This window comes from Kamptonema animale CS-326, from assembly GCF_028330895.1.
In the GTDB taxonomy this organism is placed as follows: Bacteria; Cyanobacteriota; Cyanobacteriia; order Cyanobacteriales; family Microcoleaceae; genus Kamptonema; species Kamptonema formosum.
The window spans coordinates 1-17196 of the sequence record NZ_JAQMUA010000459.1 but is presented as its reverse complement, the minus strand read 5'-3'; the positions used below and the strand labels follow the sequence as shown (position 1 = coordinate 17196).

14 protein-coding genes and 1 pseudogene are annotated in these 17196 nt (G+C 43.4%); 5 read left to right on the top strand and 10 right to left on the bottom strand.

The window, feature by feature from the left end; translation table 11 throughout:
• Positions 1-108: 108 nt before the first annotated feature.
• The 3 genes and pseudogenes from hsdR to PN499_RS27080 form a co-directional block, all read right to left on the bottom strand.
• Complete coding sequence (gene hsdR, locus PN499_RS27090) at positions 109-1305, bottom strand: EcoAI/FtnUII family type I restriction enzme subunit R (RefSeq protein ID WP_272036411.1); 1197 nt, start codon at positions 1303-1305, stop codon at positions 109-111.
• Between the two features lie 91 nt (positions 1306-1396).
• Complete coding sequence (locus tag PN499_RS27085; RefSeq protein WP_272036409.1) at positions 1397-1675, bottom strand: hypothetical protein; 279 nt, start codon at positions 1673-1675, stop codon at positions 1397-1399.
• 61 nt (positions 1676-1736) lie between these two features.
• Positions 1737-1947: pseudogene (locus tag PN499_RS27080) on the bottom strand (hypothetical protein).
• Positions 1948-2125: 178 nt separating this feature from the next.
• Between PN499_RS27080 and PN499_RS29710 the strand changes: the two are divergent.
• Genes PN499_RS29710 through PN499_RS27065 form a run of 3 tightly spaced genes read left to right on the top strand, consistent with a single transcriptional unit; the run spans position 2126 to position 3164 of the window.
• Positions 2126-2317, top strand: a complete 192-nt coding sequence (locus PN499_RS29710) for an NACHT C-terminal alpha/beta 1 domain-containing protein (protein ID WP_417063898.1) — start codon at positions 2126-2128, stop codon at positions 2315-2317.
• Positions 2318-2369: 52 nt separating this feature from the next.
• Positions 2370-2657 (top strand): type II toxin-antitoxin system TacA family antitoxin, encoded by a 288-nt coding sequence (locus tag PN499_RS27070; protein ID WP_272036405.1) that lies wholly within the window; start codon positions 2370-2372, stop codon positions 2655-2657.
• Positions 2658-3164 carry a GNAT family N-acetyltransferase gene (locus PN499_RS27065; protein ID WP_272036403.1) on the top strand — a complete coding sequence of 169 codons (507 nt, stop codon included), beginning with the start codon at positions 2658-2660 and terminating at the stop codon, positions 3162-3164.
• A 126-nt stretch (positions 3165-3290) separates the two neighbouring features.
• Here the strand turns inward: PN499_RS27065 and PN499_RS27060 are convergent, their stop codons facing one another.
• The 7 genes from PN499_RS27060 to purC all read right to left on the bottom strand — a co-directional run bounded on the left by PN499_RS27060 (position 3291) and on the right by purC (position 12322).
• On the bottom strand, positions 3291-4601 hold the full coding sequence (locus tag PN499_RS27060) for a DNA cytosine methyltransferase (protein WP_272036401.1): 1311 nt from the start codon (positions 4599-4601) through the stop codon (positions 3291-3293).
• A gap of 84 nt (positions 4602-4685) precedes the next feature.
• Entirely contained in the window at positions 4686-5858 is a 1173-nt protein-coding gene (lpxB, locus tag PN499_RS27055; RefSeq protein ID WP_272036399.1) for a lipid-A-disaccharide synthase, read from the bottom strand.
• A 207-nt stretch (positions 5859-6065) separates the two neighbouring features.
• A complete protein-coding gene (gene lpxA / locus PN499_RS27050) occupies positions 6066-6878 on the bottom strand; it encodes an acyl-ACP--UDP-N-acetylglucosamine O-acyltransferase (protein WP_272036398.1) in 813 nt (270 codons plus the stop codon).
• A 211-nt stretch (positions 6879-7089) separates the two neighbouring features.
• The gene (fabZ, locus tag PN499_RS27045; protein WP_272036396.1) at positions 7090-7608 is read right to left on the bottom strand and encodes a 3-hydroxyacyl-ACP dehydratase FabZ; all 519 of its coding nucleotides are present in this window, start codon (positions 7606-7608) and stop codon (positions 7090-7092) included.
• Positions 7609-7687: 79 nt separating this feature from the next.
• Entirely contained in the window at positions 7688-8596 is a 909-nt protein-coding gene (locus tag PN499_RS27040) for a UDP-3-O-acyl-N-acetylglucosamine deacetylase (protein ID WP_272036394.1), read from the bottom strand.
• Between the two features lie 289 nt (positions 8597-8885).
• On the bottom strand, positions 8886-11456 hold the full coding sequence (locus tag PN499_RS27035; RefSeq protein WP_272036392.1) for a BamA/TamA family outer membrane protein: 2571 nt from the start codon (positions 11454-11456) through the stop codon (positions 8886-8888).
• 137 nt (positions 11457-11593) lie between these two features.
• The gene (gene purC, locus PN499_RS27030) at positions 11594-12322 is read right to left on the bottom strand and encodes a phosphoribosylaminoimidazolesuccinocarboxamide synthase (protein ID WP_272036413.1); all 729 of its coding nucleotides are present in this window, start codon (positions 12320-12322) and stop codon (positions 11594-11596) included.
• A 595-nt stretch (positions 12323-12917) separates the two neighbouring features.
• Here purC and PN499_RS27025 point away from each other — a divergent pair.
• Entirely contained in the window at positions 12918-13346 is a 429-nt protein-coding gene (locus PN499_RS27025; RefSeq protein WP_007356413.1) for a response regulator, read from the top strand.
• 354 nt (positions 13347-13700) lie between these two features.
• Positions 13701-17063, top strand: a complete 3363-nt coding sequence (locus PN499_RS27020) for a response regulator (protein WP_272036390.1) — start codon at positions 13701-13703, stop codon at positions 17061-17063.
• Positions 17064-17196 lie beyond the last annotated feature (133 nt).

Here is a 17196-nt window from a genome sequence, read left to right as displayed (position 1 = left end):
TCTCCGTTCTATCAAGACTACTAATTATCAAGAATTAGGAAAAGCCATAGAGTTTGCGTTCGGACAAGTTACATCGTCAAATATTTTTAACTGGTTTACACACTGCTGTTATTGTACCTCATCTTTTTGAGAAAGGCTATAAATCCGATCCTCGACTAAATCCCCTGATTTATCTAGCTTACTCCCTTCGGGGCGATATCCTTCTAAATCGACATTTAAACCGACTCGAATCACCTTATAGGGTGCGAGAAAACCATCCTCAATTCCTTGTTTGAGAGAATAAGTATAAATCGGATCGGCAAAATATTCAATATTAGAAACTTCCTTAGTTTCCTTTGGGGTAGCCGTTAATCCGATTTGAGTTGCCGAACTAAAATACTCTAAAATCTCTCGCCATTTACTATCATCAGCAGCGCTACCTCGATGACATTCATCAACGATGACTAAATCAAAAAAATCTCGGCTAAATTCTCGATAAGCATCAGCCTCTTCATCATAATTAACCAAACCCTGATACAAGGATAAATAGATTTCAAACGCGGTGTCAATTACTTTCTTTTTAATTACTGTCATTTTATTTTTAAAATGCTTAAAATCACCGCGTTTTGTCTGACTAATTAAAGATGTGCGATCGGCTAAAAATAAAATTCGTTTTTTGATGCCATTTTTCCATAGCCGATAAATAATCTGGAAAGCGGTGTAAGTCTTACCCGAACCAGTTGCCATCACCAATAGTAAACGATTCTGACCTTTGGCGATCGCTTCTACAGTCCGATTAATCGCAATCTGCTGATAATAGCGCGGCTGGCGACCTTGAGAATCAAAAAAGTAATCAAAGCTGGCTATTTCTTCGGCTTCTGTGGTTTCAATCTGCTTAAATTTCTTGTATTTTTGCCAAATCTCATCAGGACTAGGAAAATTATCAAGGCTTAATTCTCGCTCAACCAGACTAGAAAAGCCCGATTTATCATGCTCTAAAAAACCATCTCCATTAGAACTAAAAGCGAGTGGTAAATCTAAAATATCTGCATATTTTAAAGCCTGCTGCATACCAGCACCAAGAGGATAAATATTTTTTTTAGCTTCAATAACAGCAATGGGTATATTCGGTTTATAATAAAGAATATAATCAGCCTTTTTACCCTTACCCCTTTCGGTTAGATTCCCTTTAACATAAATTCGACCATCGGTAAAATAAACCTGTTCTCGGACTTGCTTGCTAATATCCCACCCCGCTCGAACTAAAGCAGGTAAAATATACTGTGTACAAATATCCTGTTCTGAAAGTTCTCGTTTATTAGTCATCTTTTATGTCACCGATTTTAACTATAGCAATAGCAGTTATTAGTCTATTTATGGATGTTTTTGAAGCTGAAAGCTTTACCAGCAAAGGGATTCAACATACCTCATCTAGCTGAGAAAGCCGATAGCAATCCTTGAATAACATATCTTCATCGTCTTTCTCATCCCATAAATCAGCAATTAAATCATCCACACTTCCTTTTTTTGCTGTTCCTTGTTTTAAAGACTCCAAAGTTGCTTTAGCATTGGCAGCAATCTCTAAACGGCGCTTTTCAATTCTTCTTTTTTTGATTAAATCAAACAAATAATCTTGATCCTCAAGAGAGAGGGTTTCAACAGAATCTATAATTTCTTGAAAAGATATAATACTCATATCTTTTTATCCTTTTAGTAGGTACATTTCACAGCCGAACTAAAACTAACTTCCACGATTATTATTCTATCATTTTTATCAGTTCGTTAATATTAGAGGAAAACTTCAGTTCACCTTTTTGTTGTTCGACCTGTGCTGACTTAAAGCTATCATATATCTCATCACGGCGTTCTTCACGGATGTATTGGTTAAACAATAAATAGTTGATTTTCCTGCTTTTCATCAGTAGAAAGACCTTTGATCGCCTCGACTATATCATTAAAATTCATCATTTACCAACCCTCGCGATATTGACTGAGCTAATTTTAATTTTGAGTTTGCTTTTGTTCTATTTCTAGTAACTGCATCAATTGTTCTGCTGCACCATTAGACACATACACTGCACCAATAACTTCTGCTGCTTCATTTCCTAATACAATCTTACCACTACCCTAAAGATTCCACCAAACCCTGCAACTCTTCTGCATCAACGGCAGCAAATTCTATAACCTCGATAACCCCGCCGCCGACATCTACCTGCAACTGGTCAAAAAACACCACTGCCCCAAATCCAGTGAGGGCATCACCCCGCACCCTCACCGAACTCAAAATCTAATGGCAACTCCTAGACTGGGAAAAACACCCCATTCTCAATTATTTTAGAAAATTAAAAGAAAATTCCAGTAAAATAGGAATAATTAAGTTGGAGTCGTTTATGTCCATCTCATCCCATCCTCAAACTACTACTATTGAGATCGTACTTCCTCAAGAGCGCAAAACAATACTTGAAAAAGCCGCAACTATCGAAGGTCTGAGTTTAAGTGAATATCTCCTCAAAATTGCTACTGAGATTGCCGAACAATCTCTCCTGAAAACAGAATCAATTACTCTCTCAGAGAAAGACTGGGAAATTGTCACCTCTGAAATTAACAATCCTCCCGAACTTAATTCGGCTCTAAAAACTGCTATCAACCGTTATAAAACAGAAAAATCAGAAAAATAAATGGAATGGATTATTTGCTCAATTGAAGACAATCGAGCTATTAGAGATAATTTTGATTGCGGCATACCGGAATTAAATGAATATCTGCAAAAATATGCCAAGCAAAACCACAAAAAAGGTATGGCTAAAACTTGGGTAGCTATTCCTAAATCTGGAGAAGGCGAAGTCGCTGGTTATTACTCAATTAGCATGGCTGAATTGAAACGAGAATCCCTCCCAACTCAATTGACTAAAGGCTTACCCCGTTATCCTATTCCAGTCATGCGAATCGGTAAATTAGCCGTCATTCAAGCCATGCAAGGGAAACGCTTAGGAGAAACTTTATTGGTTGATGCTTTTGCTAAACTTATCCATTTATCAGCAGATATCGGAGTATTCGGTGTAACGGTTGATGCCTTAAACGAGTCAGCAAAAGCATTTTATCTGAAATATGGATTTATTCCTTTAGAAGATAATGAATTTACCCTTTTTATTGCCCTAACAAAAATCAGAGAAGAATTGACATAGAATTTCAGCTAACCTCTAAATCTGTGTTGCCTCTAATACGCTTTTTAAAGGCACTTTTGAAAGCGGAACTAAAACTAAATTACACGATTATTCCTTTATCAGTGAGTGGGAAAAAGACCCAATCTTTTATATTTCCACTTCATCTATTTTCCTAACTCTACGTTCTATCACCCCCGGATCAACACCATAATAATGAGCAGATTCTGACATATCCATTCTCAATAATCTTTCATCTCCTAACTCTTTAATCCCTCTAGGTTTAACAGGATTAATATTCAAAGCTTCAACAATCTTTGACGCGACGGCCTTTGCTAAAAGTGGCGGGACTGAATTTCCCACTTGTCTAAATCCATGCCATTTTGTCACATGAAATCTAAACCAATCGGGATAAGAATGCAGCCGTGCAGCTTCTCTAACAGTAATACATCTCGGAGTATATGGATGAATCGGTCGAGGAGAAGTAAAAGCACCTCTATTACTGGCAGTTCCAGCTCTTAATGTATTACAAACTCCGTCAAAATCTAGTTTGTGAAAACGGCTGATTGGTTCTACTTTACCCGGTTTAGTCGCGGCAAATCTTTCTTTCGATTCCGCATTATGTTTTGTTCTTAAACTTGATGTTAATACCCTTTTATTATAAATTCTTTTGTATGAATAATCGTTATCTACTGAAGAAATGCCGCGAAGTATTTTACCATAATCACTAGCTTTACCGTAATCGTCCTCAGAAATTTCTACCCAATCTTTTTCTAACAATTCTATATAATTTTCGACTTGAGGTAAATCTCGCAGAGCATCCCATACATTCGGACTATCTGGTAATTCAGAATGAGATGGTTTTCTACTTGCAGGATGAGTAAATGCTTGGGGATAAGTTGGTAAGGTTAAATCCTGTCGGCATCCTAATAAAAATAATCTTTCCCGTTTCTGGGGTACTCCGTACTCGGCAGCATTAAGGATCTGATAATTTTCTTCTATTTGATAACCATTTTCCCTAAATTCATTAATGATTTCGGCAATAAAATTTTTATGATGTCCGATTGCCATCCCTCCCACATTTTCTATTACAAAATACTTGGGATTTAATTCTATAACTAACCGGATAAATTCAAAAACTAGAGAATTTCTAGGATCTTCCAGGGAACGTTTACCAATCAATGAAAAACCTTGACAAGGCGGCCCGCCAAAAACTACGTCAATTTCTCGATCGCCAATGGCTGATTTTTGTCTGATTTCTGCTCCAGTTATGTCAATAATACTTTGACAAAATACAGACCAAAAGGGAAAATTAAAATTATGAGTAGCGCAATGAATTGGATCGATTTCAACTGATGCCAATACATCAAAACCTGCTTGCTCGAAACCGAGAGTCATGCCGCCAGCCCCGGCAAAAAAATCAATACCAATAGGTCGATATTTTGTATTGTTTTCAACCATCAGCTTGATTCAAAAATTAACTGAAGAGAGGTTTAGGTGTCGATCGCTGATGTAGGATGGCGATAGTCTTAATTTTGGGTTGGTTCAGCGACAGGCTTCGGTTAGTAGTTTAAGAATTACATCAGCGGCGCGATCGCAAGCTCCTACTCCTCCCAAACTTTCCCTCATTTCCCCATAATCTGCTAGCATTTGCCCCCGTCTCTCAGAATTGAGCAGGAGTTCCATTGCGATTGATACTATATTCTCCGCACTCGCTTGCTCTTGCAGTAATTCTGGCACGATTAGCTTCCGAAGTATTAAGTTAGGCGGAGACATAAATGGGATAGAAAACTTGAGGATATTACGGGCAAGCCAATAAGTTACTGGGTTAACGCTGTAGATGGCAACTTGGGGAACATTAAGTAAAGCTATTTCCAAGTTAACAGTACCCGATTTAGCGATCGCTAAGTCCGCAGCCGCCAAGATGTCGAGAGTCTGACCTTCCAATAGGGTAGCCTGTAAGCTGTAATTCTCAATAGCTCGTTCGATGGGTTGGCGAAGAGCTTCCCTAGAAAGGGGAATCCAGAAATGAACTTGAGGTAGTTTATCCTGGATAATTTGAGCAGCCTTAAATATTGCCGGCATCAGATACTTAATTTCTTGTTGGCGGGAAGCGGGGATCAATGCGATCGCCACTTGTTCCCCCTCAATCCCCAACGCAGCACGAGCATTCTCCCGACTCGGCGCAGTTTCCATCCGATCCGCTAAAGGATGCCCAACCCAGGTAACATTTGCCCCTTGCTTTTGAAGATAATCCGCTTCCTCCGGGAAAATCGCCAAAAATCGATCGGCGATCGATACAATTCGAGCCGTATTCTGCCAAGGAGGAGACCAAACCCAAAATTGAGGCGCAATATACCAGATAATCGGCACTTTTGGCCAACGGCGGCGGATATAATTACCAATGCTGAGATTGGGCCCCATATAGTCGATCAACACGACTAAATCCGGTGGTTGAGTTTGTAGGTATTGCTTAGCTTGGCGCTGAAGTTGGAGAGTGGGCAAAATATAGGGCAATGATTCTAAAATGCCCACTGAGCCAATACCCGCAGTATCGCCCAAAATATTAGCGCCAGCATTGGCCATACGCGAACCGCCTAATCCGACAATTTCTAACTCTAAGTTAGCTGCGGCAGCAAGGCGCTTAAGGCTCATTGTTAATAAAGAGCCTTGTAAATCCCCAGAAACTTCGCCAGTGCTGATAAATATCCGCGCCATTAATTTAGTAAAGAAGGAAGAAGGAAGAGGGAAGAAGGAAGAAGGAAGAAGGAAGAGGGAAGAAGGAAGAGGGAAGAAGAAAGAGGGAAGAAGAAAGAGGGGGAGATGGGTAATTACCAATTACCAATTACCAATTACCAATTACCCATTACCCATTACCCATTAGCCATTAGCAATTAGCAATTAGCCATTAGCCATTAGCCATAATTATTGCTCTTCATACTTTTTTTTCGTACCGGGAGTCGGGCCGCGTCTCCCAACTGTTGTAGAAGCTTGGAAGAAGTGTTGCAAATGTTGCAAATGTTCATTTTCTGGCAATAAACTGAACTGCTCCAAGGCTTCATTGAGACTATTTCCAGAACGGTAAAGGATACGAAATACCTTTTTCAAAATTTGGTAATCTTCCTCTGTCAAACCCGCACGTTTGATGCCTACCGAGTTAAGCGATCGCACTCTTGCAGGATTCCCCTCTACTAACATAAACGGCGGCACGTCTTGAGAGATCCGGCTCATCCCTCCGACCATTGCCATTTTGCCAATCCGAGCGAACTGGTGAATCCCCACCATTCCGCCAATCACCGCCCGCGATTCAATGTGAACGTGGCCTGCCAGACTTACAGAATTAGAAATCACTACATTGTCTTCGATCGCGCAGTTGTGAGCTACGTGGACGTAAGCCATCAGTAAATTGCCATTGCCGATCGCAGTATATTCACCTGCTTGAGTAGCTCGGTTAATTGTTACATACTCCCTAATTCGGTTGTCGTCGCCAATTTTTACCCAACTAGGAGCACCGTCATATTTCAAGTCTTGAGGTTCTAAACCGATCGCCGTTCCTGGGAAGATTTGATTGCGAGCTCCTATTTCCAGCGGCCCTTCCAATACCGCATGAGCTCCAATTGTTGTATCTTGGCCGATTTTAACTCTTTCCCCAATTACGGAATATGCTCCCACCTGCACAGTGGGGTGCAGTTGAGCGGCGGGATGAATCACAGCCGTTGGGTGAATCAGGGTAGGCATTTGTCAGTTGTTAATTATTAGTTGTTGGTTGTTAGTTGTTAGTTGTTCGTTGTTGATTGTTCAGTTTTAGTTGTTTGTTGTTCGTTTACAACTATTGTGTTGGGTTTCGTTCATCAACCCAACTTACTGTCGCTACATCAGTTAAATCCGTTACAAAATCTGTTGCCAAATTGGTAACAACCAACAACTAACAACCAACAACTAACAAATTTTAATCAACGATGGAGAACATCAGTTCTCCTTCACAGACTCGTTGACCGTCAACTTCAGCGCGGGCCTCGACTTTACCAAAGCGACGACGCTTAACGCACAGTAGTTGTACAGTCATGACCAAGCGATCGCCTGGTACAACGGGACGGCGAAACCGGACTTTATCAATGCCGGCAAACATAAATAATCCTTGCTCCACGTTGGGTAGCTGAGAGAGTACCACGCCGCCAACTTGAGCCATCGCTTCTACAATCAAGACCCCAGGCATGATCGGACGACCGGGGAAATGTCCTTGAAAATGTGGCTCGTTAAAAGTTACATTCTTAATCCCTACTGCCCGTTCCCCTGGTATGTACTCTACTATCCTGTCTACCAGCGCAAAAGGATAGCGGTGGGGCAATAGCTTGTGAATTTCTTCGGCAGTGAGAATCGTTTTAACAGGGGCAACCTGACCATTTTGGGTGTGGACGGGTTCGGCAGTAGAAGCATTCGTTGTGTTTGCGTCAGTCAGCGTGGACATTGCTTGGGAGAGTAGTGAAGTGTTTGCCGGATGGGAAAAGCGGGATCGCCTTCGTTCTTAAAGTCGCCGCGATCGCTGCTCATGGCTGAGAGCCGATCGCTTTGGCGAGTTGGATGTGAAGGTTATGGCTGGCTTTGTATGCCAGGTAGTGAGCTTGAGGCAAAGTTCCTAGCAAACTCAGATCCCCTACTAAGTCTAAAATTTTATGACGGACTGGTTCATTTGGAAATCTCAAGGGTGGATTGATCCATCCAGTGCCATCGCAGACAAGGGCATTATCAAGGCTACCACCTTTAATTAAACCTGCTTGCCGAAGTTGATCGATTTGATGGGCGAGGGCAAAGGTACGAGCGGGGGCGATCGCCTCTGCAAAACTCTCTACCTCTGGCGACCAACTGTACCATTGATTGCCAATGGCGGGGCTATCAAAATCAATTCCATAGCTAAAACGAGTTTCCGGTGCTGGTAAGGCGGCGGCAAAAGCATCCCCTTGGTGAACCCAGAGGGGGCTGTTAACTGTTAACTGTTGACTGTTAACTGTTAACTGGGAAGAGATTTCCGTCTTCGGTATTTCGTCTTCCCCCATCTTTGCTGGTTCCCTGCTCCCCGACTCGTTAACAGGTACTAATCCGACGGAAGCGATCGCCTCTACCCAGTTTTTGGCTGAACCGTCGAGTAAGGGAAGTTCGGGGCCGTCAATTTCAATGCGGGCGTTGTCAACTCCCATAGCGGTTAAAGCTGCTAACAAATGCTCCACAGTGCGGACAGCGACTTTTCCATTGCTTAGTTCAGTCGAGAGAGTGGTTTGACTTACTGCTTCGATGCAAGCTGGAATGACGAGAAAACCGGGGGTGTCAATGCGGACAAAATAGCGTCCTGTATCTGCGATCGCAGGTAAAACTCGGACGCTCACCTGCACGCCGCTGTGCAGACCAATCCCCGAAATTTGAAATTCGTCTGCTAAAGTGTACTGTTTGTCAACAGACATAACTGGTAATTGGTAATTGGTAATTGGTAATTGGTAACGGCTAATTGCTAATCGCTAATCGCTACAGGATTTACACAAATAGGACTTACGCAGGGAGTCCCAGAAACCGGGTTTTTGAGAGAATCTATGGGTAAGGGCGAAGTATTTTTGTCAAAAAACCCGGTTTCTTTGGTTGGGTGAGTAAGTCCTGTATTGGTAATTGCTAATTGCTAATTTAGTGACAACCAACAACTAACAACTAACAACCAACAACTAACAGTTAACAGTTAACAGTTAACACTTAACAAATTTAGAATCTTTCGCCAATTCCAAAGTGCAATCTGCTACCACCATCTACACTAAATCCATAATCTATTCTGATCGGGCCCAGAGGAGATTGAATCCGCACCCCTACACCAGCGCCAATACCACTTCCGGGTTTGCCTCTGACACCTGCGGGATCGCCGGGAACACTGCCACCAGTACCCAAATCTGTAGCCGCATCGACAAATAGGGCTGCGCCGACGAAAGAAATAATCGGGAAGCGATACTCAGCGGTAGCTTGAATGAAACTGCGACCGGCACCAACGTCTCCTTCATCGTAGCCCCGGACGGAGTTAGCGCCGCCCAGGGCAAAAGCTTCGTAAGGAGGTAAATCGCCCAAAATAGTCCCAGCTTGAATGTTAAAAGCCAGGGTTTGGGGGCCAGTGGCAAAGCGAGTGTAACGTACTGGGAGATAGTAACTGTAGCTGGCCCGGATACGGTTGAATAGGATAGCTCCCGATCCGACTGGCACAGACTGTTCCATCCCAAACCGCAGCAGCGAACCGCTAGTGGGGCGCAGGGCATCGTCGCGGCGATCGCGTACCATTCCTGCTTGTAGTGTCAACAAATCGTCAGAACCTGAATTACTGAAACTCAGTTTGTTGCCATCCTCATCGCGGGCTCTAACATTGCCATTGCGATCGCGAATTGATACTCGCTGATACTGAAACCCAACAGAAGCCACCCATTCAGAATCAGCAAAAGGATTTCGCTCCAGAGGGCGGGTAAAACTCAACCCACCGCCAGTACGAAGAATACGAGGGCGATCGCCATTCTCCAACCGTACCTCATTGTCCCCCCCATCAAAAATCACACTGATCGATCGACGGCGGAACGCATTCACAGTATAAGAAGTACGGTAGGGATCGCCAGCGATCCAGGGGTCAGTAAAGCTGACATCAAACAGCGTCGCTCTTTCCCCTATCTGCAACTCAGCCCCTAACCGCTGGTTATTTCCCCCCAGATTTTGTTCCTGATAACTGATGGTACCGAACAGCCCAGTAGCGGAACTCAGCCCCGCACCTGCCGCCAGAGAACCGGTATTCTTTTCAATCACATTCACAATTACCCGCGCCTTACGGGGGTCTGTCGCTCCCGGTTCCAAGGCAAGGCGCACGTCTTCAAAAATCCCCAAGCCAAATACTCGCCGGAGATCTCTTTCAGCTTTATTTCTATTAAAAACGTCTCCTGGCTTCAGTTCCACCTCGCGGGTAATAATAAATTCGCGAGTGTTGCCTTTGATTGGTTGGCCCTTAGAATCAGTTGCCTCACCTTCCTTATTCAAAAAGCGGACTTCTACCCCTTCCACCACGCCTTCTGCGACTTGCAGTGTCACATTACCGTCATCAGACACCTGCGGCGCGTCAATTACCTGGCCCAAAACATAGCCATTGTCTTGATACCACTTATTGATTTTTTTCACTCCCTCCTCAAACTGCCGGAGGTTGAGAATTTTGCCGTATTGGTCGGCAAAGGCTTCGTCAATTACGCTTTGGGGTAAAACTGCCTGGCCAGTGATTTGCACTCCCCGTAAGATGGGGTTTGCCTGAACGATAAAAGTCACTCGCACCCCCAAAGGGGTATCCTCCGGTACAGCCCGGACATTTCTAAAAAAGCCAGTAGCGAAAATCGCGTTAATGTCTTGTTGCAGTTGAGTTCTGGTTGTAGTGCGCCCTGGTTGGGTGCTGATGACTCGGTAGACTTCATCTTCAAGTTGACCTTCTACGCCGCTGACAACAACTTCAGCAACTAACACTTGGGAGTCAGACTGCCCCGCTGGGGGAGTTGGTGTTGTTCTTGGTACTGGTGGCGCTTGAGGGGCTTCTGGGCTTGGTGCTGGAATGTCTACTGGTGGGGTAGGGGACTCTGGAGCGGAGTTATCAGGCGGCAGTGGAGCTTGAGCAATGTCCCTGGGAGAATGAGGGACGTAGCCTACAGGTGTGCCGTCTAATGCAGGGTTTCGCTTGGATGAAGTGGGATTCCCCAAGGCTCGATCTGAGCTGGTTTCGCTTTGTTTAAATTGATATGTTTCCCCATTCTTAGCCAGCTTTTGGTCGGGAGGGCAAGATGTCCGCCCCATAACCTTATTTGCTGTCGAATCTCGATCTGGCTGCTGGTTTTCCAAGGGGCTGCAAGATTTCAATTCAACTATCTGGGCGATGTTATGAGGCTGGTTGGGTTCAGATATTTTTCCTAAATCTCTTGATATTGCGGTTTTTGTTTCTTCAATCCAACCGATTGTATTTTCCTGCTTACTTTGGCTTTTGGGCAACAAAAATATCTCGTTGCTTTCGCTTTTACCAGTTACTACAAAATTTTCCAAAAAAGTCGGGTATCTATTAGCCTGTAATGACTTTTTGGGGGCATTTTTAGATATTAGCTCTCCTGGTTTTTGAGTCGATGTAGACAATTCAGATAAATTTGAGGGCTTTACAGAGCTAGGCGTTAAACCTGTTTCTGAAGGCTCAGAGGAGGTTGTTTGGCAATTTGCGGAGTTTGATAATCCGAAAGTTGCTGAGGCAGTAAAAACTGCCACTAAAACAGCAGATAATCGCATTTTTATTCCAATTTTTGGACATTCCACACACCACAACTGTTAACTGTTAACTGTTAACCGTTAACTGTTAACTGTTAACCGTTAACCATTAACACTTTTAGACAAACTTTGCAATTGTACCGCATTGGCAAGGGAGTCTAAACGTTTTGAGCTAAAACCCGCTGGAGGACTTGTTGATAAGCTGTCTCCACTGAACCTAAATCGCGGCGGAATCTGTCTTTGTCCATCACCCGCTTGTCAGGGTCGGTTTCGGACTGATCCCAGAGGCGACAGGTGTCGGGACTAATTTCATCTGCGAGGATGAGTTTCCGATCGCGATCGAGCCCAAATTCCAGTTTGAAGTCTACCAGGGTAATGCCGCACTGGTTGAAAAACCCTTTGAGAATTTCATTGATTTGACGGGCGGCGGCTTGTAGTTCTTCAAGTTGATAGGGGGTTGCTAGTTGCATGAACAACAGGCGATCGCGGGTTAATAGGGGATCTCCGAGTGCATCATTTTTGTAATAAAATTCCACTAGGGCTGGAGCGATCGCTGTACCGACTGCCAGTCCGGTTTGTTGGCACAGACTACCTGCGGCAATGTTCCTGACTACAACTTCCAAGGGGAAAATCTGGACGCGACGGACTCGCATCTGGTTAGGGCTGGGGCAGTCGATAAAATGAGTGGGAATACCTTTGGCTTCCAGTAGCTGAAATAGGTGGCGGGATACGGCACAGTTAATTTCGCCTTTGCCGGCGATAGTGCCGCGCTTCTGGGCGTTAAAGGCTGTAGCGTCGTCTTTAAAATAGGTCAGCAAAATCTCGCTGTCATCTGTGGCGTAGAGAATTTTGGCTTTGCCTTCGTAAAGTTTGCTGTCGGGGGACATAGGGATTTGAGTTTTTAGACTGGGGTTGGGCATTTTCACACTCCCGCTTTTTTTGGCTTAGCCTGCCGTTAGGCTAATGGGACGGGATTTGTCAGAGATGTTGATCGGCATACTAAAACTTGTCTATAATTGCATAGACCTTTCTACTTTAGGCAAGTGATGTCTAGCTTCAAGACGCTCGGTTGCTCTGCATAGTTTTCTTGGTTGAAAAGCATTGAGGTGTTAATTGTGTACCCGATTAAGTTAGAACTGAAATTAAATAATAAGCAAAAAACGCTAATAATGCAATACAAGCACTATAAATGAATTTGGTTTCTGGCTAAATTAAGCCGCGACTTTCAACTATTATCCTAATTTTGGTGCAATTTCTGAGAAAAGCGGGAAATTTTTAGTTGTTAACTCTACCTATTTTAACGTCCGGCAGATTTCTCTTACAGGACTGAAACTATGCTGATTCATGATTATATCGAAACTTAGATTTGAGCTTAATTACCGCTACTATGAGCGTTCAATTGACAGTAACTTTAATTCTCGCGCCTAAGTTTGCTCCTTCTCAATATTGCTAAGGAGTTTCCACCCATTCAAGAGGTTTATTATGGAAGAAAAAACGATCCACATTTTACTGGTAGAGGATGATGAAGTTGATGTCATGAACATCCGCCGAGCTTTTAAAAAGAATAATATTATTAATCCCCTCTACATGGCAGCAAATGGGCTGGAGGCACTGGCTATGCTGCGTGGCGAGGGAGAGGGACTGGCGGTTCCTTCCTTGCGCCGATTAGTCTTGCTGGACTTGAATATGCCTAAAATGAATGGGATAGAGTTTTTGCGGGAATTGCGGTTAGACGATAAGCTGAAGTCGATTCCTGTAATTGTTTTGACAACTTCTAATGAGGATAGGGATAAAGTAGAAGCTTATAACCTGAATGTAGCGGGCTATATTCTTAAACCGGTGACGTTCTCTAATTTTGTTGAAACAATCGCGACGCTAAATAAATACTGGATGCTAAGTGAAATGCCGTAACTGTTAGTGGTTAATTGTTAGTGGTTAGTTGTTAGTGGTTAGTTGTTTTTATTAATAGTTGGTAGTGCTTGGAAATTAGCGATTAACGACCAACCGTTAGAAATAAGAACCCATAACTAACAGTGATATAAATAACGAACAAACAGCTAACTACGAATAATTAACGATGAAAAAAGAGCAGCCAGCAATCAGAATGATAACAAACAGCTAGCCACTAAAAATTAATAGCTAACAACTAAGAATTAATAACAACAATTAATAAATAACTAACAACCACAAGCTAAAAAAACTAACCACTAACAACTAACAACCAACAACTAACAACTAACAACTAACAACTAACAACTAACAATTATGGAAGAATCTCTAAAAGTTTTGATAGTTGATGATGATGAAGTGGATCGGATGGCAGTCCGCCGAGCCCTAAAAATTGCTGGTGTGCGAGTGGAAATTGCCGAAGCTGGGGGCAGTGCAGAGGCGAGAGTGCTGCTGTTAGCAGCTCATAGCGAGCTAACTAATTCTGCGGAAGAAATGGCAAGCACTAAACCATTTGATTGTGCATTTCTAGACTATCGCTTGCCAGATGGCGATGGTTTAAAGTTGGTAAAAACTATTAGGGAAGCAGGAATTAAAATCCCGTTAATTGTGTTAACTGGTCAAGGAGATGAACAAATTGCTGTAGAGCTTATGAAAGCGGGTGCTTCCGATTATATTGCTAAAGCTAAGTTGTCTCCTGAAAATTTGTCCCGAAGCTTGCAAAATGCGATCAGAATTTACCGTGCTGAAACTAAAGCTACGCAAGCTTCGCAAAAGCTAAAAGAAAGTGAAGAACGTTACAGATTAGTTTTGGAAGGTGCTAATGATGGGATTTGGGATTGGGATTTAAGTAAAAATGAGGTTTACTGGAACGATCGCCTGTTGGAAATAGTGGGTTTGTCGCGCTCTGAATTTGGCAGTGCAATCGAGGCTTTTTTCGATCGCCTTCATCCAGAGGACTACGAGAGTACCAGAAAAGCTCTGGAAGCTCATCTGGAAACGGGCACAGAATATAATGTTGAATTTCGCTTGTTGCACTCTTCCGATGTTTACCGCTACTGTACTGGTAGGGGAAAGGCACAACGGAATCAGCAGGGAAAAGCACTACGGATGGCGGGTATTATTAGTGATATTAGCGATCGCAAGTTGGCAGAAGCAGCTCTAGAAAGGGAACGTCAACAACTGCGGCAAATAATCGCTTGCGTGCCTGTACCGATGGCGATGTTTGATAAAGAAATGCGCTATCAGGCTCACTCTCAAAGGTGGCTGACTCAATATAATTTAGAAGGGCAATCTATCCTCAACCGTAGCTATTATGAAGTATTGCCAGATATTCCCGATCGCTGGAGGAAGATGCACGAGCGATCGCTCACTGGTGAGGTAGTTTCAGTCAGCGAAGATGCTTGGAAACGCGAGGATGGCACGACTGTATTCCTACGTTGGGCGATTCACCCCTGGTATGCTCCAGATGGTGAAGTGGGGGGTATTGTCCTAGTTAGCGATCGCATTAATGAGTTGGTAGAGGCGCGGGAAGCTGCGATCGAAGCTAGTCGCGTAAAATCCCAATTTTTGGCTAACATGAGCCACGAGATCCGTACTCCCATGAATGGAGTTTTGGGGATGGCACAACTGTTACTACGCCTTTCCTTAGAGCCGAAACCGAGAGAATACGCTCAGACAATTTATCGCAGTGCCGAACATCTACTTTCTGTGATCAATGATATCCTCGATTTCTCTAAGATTGAAGCCGGCGAAATGCGCCTGGAAACCTTAGATTTCGATTTGGATGTTTGCATTGAATCGATGGTGGAAATGGTGGTAGCAACGGCTGAAGAAAAAGGCTTAGAACTGAATGTTTTAATTGAAAGCTCTGTTCCCCGACAGTTGCAAGGCGATCCTGGAAGGCTCAAGCAGATTTTGTTAAATTTGGTAAATAATGCTATCAAGTTTACAGATCGCGGTCAAGTTTTAGTCAGAGTATCTCTCAAGAGTTCAACAGTCGAGCAAAAGCTGATCTTTTCTGTGCGCGATAGTGGGATTGGGATTTCCCCAGAAGGCCAAAAAAAGCTGTTCCAGTCATTTTCTCAAGTCGATGGCTCGCCGACAAGACAATACGGCGGTACTGGTTTAGGTTTGGTGATTTGCAAACAGTTAGTGGAGATGATGGGAGGCGAAATCGGGGTTCGCACTTCTGTGGGTAAGGGTTCTAATTTTTGGTTTACAATACCTTTGCAGGTACAACCACAGCCTGTGGAGCGATCGCGAGGTTCCCAGATTGCGGGTAAACGGTTGTTAGTGGTATCCCATAGTGCTGTAACCAGGGCGGTAGCGCGGGCGATCGCGGAGGCGCGGGGGGCCTACTGCACTGAAGCGGAAGATGCGAGGTCTGTTTTAGCGGTGTTGGAGGAGGCTAATTCTGGAGCTCGTAGGGAGCAAGAGCACTACACGGCGGTATTTCTGGATCTGCAACTACCCCAATTAGATACCCAAGGGTTTGCGGCTTTTGTGCGATCGCTGTTAGTAAAACCGCTGCTGATTGGGGTGACTTCGCTGCGCGATCGACACAAAGCAGAGGCACTTTGCTCTCTAGGCGCTGCTAGCTACTTAATTAAACCCCTGAGAGCTTCCCAGTTTTGTGACAGCCTTTTACCAGCAACAACCGGAGAAGAGGAAGAAAAGTTTTCTTATGTCACCAGTCAAGATAATTCTACTAAACCTAATTATCAATTGCCTCTTTCTAATAGTCAATTATCCGTAAAAATTCTCTTAGCTGAAGATCACTATATTAACCAACAAGTTATTCTCAATCAACTCATGGTTTTGGGCTATCAAGCCGACTGTGCAGCTAACGGTCAAGAAGCGCTAAAAATGCTCGAACTTCAAACCTATGACATAGTGCTAATGGATTGCCAAATGCCGATACTTGACGGTTATGCAGCTACGAAAAAATTGAGGGAGCAAGAAGCCAATAAGGAGCGAGAGAACTCCGCTCATAAGACTGTTGTAATTGCTCTGACTGCCCATGCAATGCCAGGAGAACGTGAGAAGTGTTTGGCCGCAGGGATGGACGATTATCTCAGCAAACCCGTCGATATAGAAGACTTGGCAGCAATCCTAAAAAAATATGAATCAATCGCTAATAGGTCTGAGAATATGGATAACAATTATGAAATTAGAAGCGTAAATAATGAAACCAATTCATGTTTACAAGTAGATAGCTTAAATAGTTCCCCAAAACCTGACAGTGAAATTACCCTATTACAAACTATACCGAAAGAACCCACGAGCGCACTTGATTTCTTAGAAGATACAGAGTTAGATTTACTTTTGGATCGGAAGCGTTTACAGCAAATTGGGAAAGTAAATACTACCTTACCCAAGCGACTTTTACAGGCATTTATTGACAGCGTACAAGTAGATATTGAATCGGCAAAAGTTGCCTTACTTGCTAAAAATTGGAATGCTGTTGAACACCAAGCTCATAGGATCAAGGGAACTGCTTCAAATGTCGGTGTACGCTTAATGGCAAAGTTGGCAGCTCAGTTAGAGAATCAAGCACGAGATTGCCAAAGTCAGCCGCTACCAGAATCACAAACTATTGATGGTGGAGAGGAATTATTGGCTACTTTGTCAAGCCATTTAGCACGAGTTAAGACTTTCATTCAATCTCGGAATTGGTAATTGTTAACTGTTAACTGTTAACTGTTAACTGGTAATTGGTAATTGGTAATTGGTAATTGGTAATTGGTAATTGGTAATTGGTAATCGCTAATCGCTAATCGCTAATTACCCATCTCCCCCATCTCCCCCGCTC

Bases quoted from the DNA above. Each gene is read 5' to 3' on its own strand.
- hsdR (WP_272036411.1), bottom strand. From the start codon at position 1,305: ATGACTAATAAACGAGAACTTTCAGAACAGGATATTTGTACACAGTAT.
- PN499_RS27085 (WP_272036409.1), bottom strand. From the start codon at position 1,675: ATGAGTATTATATCTTTTCAAGAAATTATAGATTCTGTTGAAACCCTC.
- PN499_RS27070 (WP_272036405.1), top strand. From the start codon at position 2,370: ATGTCCATCTCATCCCATCCTCAAACTACTACTATTGAGATCGTACTT.
- PN499_RS27065 (WP_272036403.1), top strand. From the start codon at position 2,658: ATGGAATGGATTATTTGCTCAATTGAAGACAATCGAGCTATTAGAGAT.
- PN499_RS27060 (WP_272036401.1), bottom strand. From the start codon at position 4,601: ATGGTTGAAAACAATACAAAATATCGACCTATTGGTATTGATTTTTTT.
- lpxB (WP_272036399.1), bottom strand. From the start codon at position 5,858: ATGGCGCGGATATTTATCAGCACTGGCGAAGTTTCTGGGGATTTACAA.
- lpxA (WP_272036398.1), bottom strand. From the start codon at position 6,878: ATGCCTACCCTGATTCACCCAACGGCTGTGATTCATCCCGCCGCTCAA.
- fabZ (WP_272036396.1), bottom strand. From the start codon at position 7,608: ATGTCCACGCTGACTGACGCAAACACAACGAATGCTTCTACTGCCGAA.
- PN499_RS27040 (WP_272036394.1), bottom strand. From the start codon at position 8,596: ATGTCTGTTGACAAACAGTACACTTTAGCAGACGAATTTCAAATTTCG.
- PN499_RS27035 (WP_272036392.1), bottom strand. From the start codon at position 11,456: ATGCGATTATCTGCTGTTTTAGTGGCAGTTTTTACTGCCTCAGCAACT.
- purC (WP_272036413.1), bottom strand. From the start codon at position 12,322: ATGTCCCCCGACAGCAAACTTTACGAAGGCAAAGCCAAAATTCTCTAC.
- PN499_RS27025 (WP_007356413.1), top strand. From the start codon at position 12,918: ATGGAAGAAAAAACGATCCACATTTTACTGGTAGAGGATGATGAAGTT.
- PN499_RS27020 (WP_272036390.1), top strand. From the start codon at position 13,701: ATGGAAGAATCTCTAAAAGTTTTGATAGTTGATGATGATGAAGTGGAT.